Source organism: Neolewinella lacunae, from assembly GCF_014349155.1.
Classification (GTDB): domain Bacteria; phylum Bacteroidota; class Bacteroidia; order Chitinophagales; family Saprospiraceae; genus Neolewinella; species Neolewinella lacunae.
Map to the genome: position 1 here is coordinate 1,529 of NZ_JACSIT010000144.1, position 3,513 is coordinate 5,041.

Sequence of the window (3,513 nt, forward strand, 5' to 3'; positions counted from 1 at the left end):
GGCCTGGAGCTGGTGACGGCCAGCTACGCAGGCGAAGGCGCGATCAACCTGAACCGTGCCGGTGACGGCCTGGTGGCGGTAGCCCTGCGGGGTGCGGATGCGGTGCTGACGCTGGAAGTGATGGCTACGGCTGCGGGTCGCCTGAGCGAACTGGTGAGCCTGACGGACGAGATCACGGTTCGGGAGGGTGTGAACCTGAACGGAACGGGTGGTGCCTTGACGCTGTCGTTCACGACGGCAGAAGTGGCCACGGGCCTGAACGCCCTGCTGCAGAACACGCCGAACCCGGTACGCGGTGAGACGGTGATCCGCTACGAGCTGGCCGTTGCTGGTGCAGCGACGCTGACGGTACAGGATGCCGCTGGCCGCCTGCTGCTGACGCGCAAGCTGGAGGCTACGGCAGGCCGCAACCAGGTTACGCTGACGGCAGCGGAGCTGGGCGCGGCGGGTGTACTGACCTACACGCTGACGGCAGGAGACTTCACCGCTACCCGCAAGATGGTGGTGGTACGGTAGAACTGGAATCAGAGTTGCCCTTTGGGGTGACTCAGGGGAAAGCCCCGCTGTTCCCTGGTTGGAGTGGTGGGGCTTTTCTCTTTTTGGTGGTGGGACCTGCGGTCCTGGTGGTCGGGCTAAAGCCGCGACAATACATTCAGCGACCGTAGGTCTACAGTTGGTCGGGCTGAAGCCGCGACAATACCTTGGGCGCTGAACTCCGTGTAACTCCATGCTTCACTCCAAGCAACTCCATGGGCCAAAACGAGCCGCACCGTAGGTCCACAGTTGGTCGGGCTGAAGCCGCGACAATACCTTGGAGTCGGGCTAAATTGGGGACAACACCGCCGCGACACTTCCCCTGCTCCCGGGTACCTCTCCCTGGCACCTGCGGCCGCGCCCAAATTCAACAAAAATTAGCGAAGCGCGCCGTTGGAAACAGGCAACTTGGGCATTTTTCGTGTTTAAAGTGATTTTTTTGAGTGGTTTTTGCCACAATGCTATAGGAATTTATGGTGTCAGTGCTACCTTTATCCGATCATTTAGCTTCCGACCCTTGGCTTTCGCTGGAAGCACCGCTTTATAATCTCGAATTTTAACGACGACCCAATGAAGAATTTTTTACCCAGAATGGGCCGAACAGGCCTAATCTGCCTGCTGTTACTCAGTGGGCTTACTGCGTTTGCTCAGCCGGCGAACGATGACTGTGAGGATGCCATTCCCGTTGCCTTAGGGGTGATGACATCTGCCACTACCGCTGGCGCAACCGACGAAGATGTTGCCTACGACCCCGCAGGAAACTTCTGTTTTGCTCCAACGCCGAATATTATCACGGATCGGGGGGTATGGTACAGTTTCGTTGCTCCTGCGGAGCCGGTTAACATCATTGTAATGGGCTCTACGCTCAACTCTGAGGTTTCTGTGCTCTCTGGTACGTGCGATATGCTGGATTGCGAAGCCACCTCGTCTCCGCTTTTCACCAATAACTCCGGGATTTTCGGCCTTCAATTGACAGAAGGAGAAACTTACTTGATTTACATCAATGGAGTATTGGGTGACCGTGGTGCTTTCATGGTAGAAGCTTGTACGGCCGTAGTAAGCTGTGACGATGTAACGGTCTACCTCGACTCTACGGGGGTTGACAGCATCAGCGTATTTGACTTGGTGTCAGCCACTTGTGACGTCACTGGTGTCATGCTTAGTGACTCGGTTTTCACCTGCGCTGACCTTGCCGCTTCTCCCATCACCGTTACGGTAACCCAGGGCCAGAACAGTTGCGAATCTGCCATTACTGTATTGGACACGATCGTTCCAGTCATCGTTTGCGGAGACATCACGGTTGGTCTTGACAGCACGGGCAACGTAACGATTGAAAACGACGATGCGGTTATCAGCATCTATGACAACTGCCCCGACGACCTGAGTGGACCCTTCACCGTAGGCGGTCCTTCTGCCCGGATGTTCGATTGCACGGACGCTGACTCCACTTACCAGCGCACCGTAGTGATTACGGACGCCAGCGGCAATCAAGGCAGCTGCACGTACAACGTGACGATTGTCGACGTGATTGTCCCCGTCATCGTCTGCGAAGCCATTGAGGTAGCGCTCGACAGCACGGGCAACGTAACGATTGCCAACGACGATGCAGTAGTCAGCATCTACGACAACTGCCCCGACGACCTTTCTGGTCCCTTCACCGTGGGCGGCCCGACGGCCCGCATGTTTGATTGCCTCGACGCCGACTCCACTTACCAGCGTACCGTAGTGATTACGGACGCGAGTGGCAACCAGGGCAGCTGCACCTACGAGGTGACCATCATCGACACGATTGTCCCCGTCATCGTCTGCGAAGCCATTGAAGTGGCGCTCGACAGCACGGGCAACGTAACGATTGCCAACGACGACGCAGTAGTCAGCATCTACGACAACTGCCCCGACGACCTTTCTGGTCCCTTCACCGTGGGCGGCCCGACGGCCCGCATGTTTGATTGCCTCGACGCCGACTCCACTTACCAGCGCACGGTAGTAATTACGGACGCGAGTGGCAACCAGGGCAGCTGCACCTACGACGTGACCATCATCGACACGATCGCCCCAGTCATCGTTTCTTGCGTGACCGATACGACGATTTACCTCGACGCAAACGGCTTTGTTTCTATTGCTCCGGGCGAACTGCTGGTGACCGAAGATGCCTGCCCACCCCTGGTGCTGGTAGGTGATCCGCTGGTGGCCTTTGATTGCGCGGCCGCAGGTGAAATGTTTGTCTTTGAAGAAGCGGACGTCGATGCTTCCGGCAACGTAAGCGAAACCTGTACGATCACGATCACGGTACTCGACACGGTTCCCCCCGTTGCCCTGTGCCAGGACGTAACGATTGAACTGGACGAAGAAGGCAACGCCTCTATCGCCGCTGGTGCTACGGGTACGCCGACTGCGGTAACGCAGGTTACGGGGATGCTGGACGGCATGGATCCTACCTTTAACCGTCCCGTTGGCGGTCCGGGTGCTTGTAGCCCCTCTGGTGTGGGTACCAACGTGTTTTACGAGACGTTCAGCTTCACGATCAGTGCGGCTGATATGTACACTTTTGCCTTCAGCGGTGTTGACGACCTGACCGCAGCGTTGTACGGTGGTGGTTTCGACCCTGCTGCTCCCTGTGCCAATATTCTGGCTTACAACGACGATGGCAACGGCAACCTTGATCCGCTGATCATCATTCAACTCGACCTCGTTCCCGGAGACTACACGATGGTAATCACCACCTTCGGCAACGGAGCAACCAGTGATTACACTATGGACATCAGCAGCGCCAACGGCGGCCAGGTCTTCGCGGCCGGCGGCGGTGGCGGCAGCAGCGATGCACCGCTGGTCGACAACGGTTCTTCTGACGCCTGTGGCATCGAGACCTACGCCGTCAGCCAGGCGGACTTCACCTGCGCCAACGTAGGCCCCAACGAAGTTACCCTGACGGTAACGGACGTTAACGGCAACAGTTCCACCTGCACGGCCACGGTAACG

The 3,513-nt window shown here is 57.6% G+C and carries 2 protein-coding genes; both read left to right on the forward strand.

The window, feature by feature from the left end:
* Positions 1-516, forward strand: a 516-nt coding sequence (locus H9S92_RS17745; protein WP_187468043.1) for a T9SS type A sorting domain-containing protein, incomplete at its 5' end; no start/stop codon positions are given.
* Positions 517-1,233: 717 nt separating this feature from the next.
* Positions 1,234-3,513 (forward strand): Ig-like domain-containing protein (locus H9S92_RS17750; protein ID WP_187468044.1); only part of this gene is annotated, 2,280 nt, incomplete at its 3' end.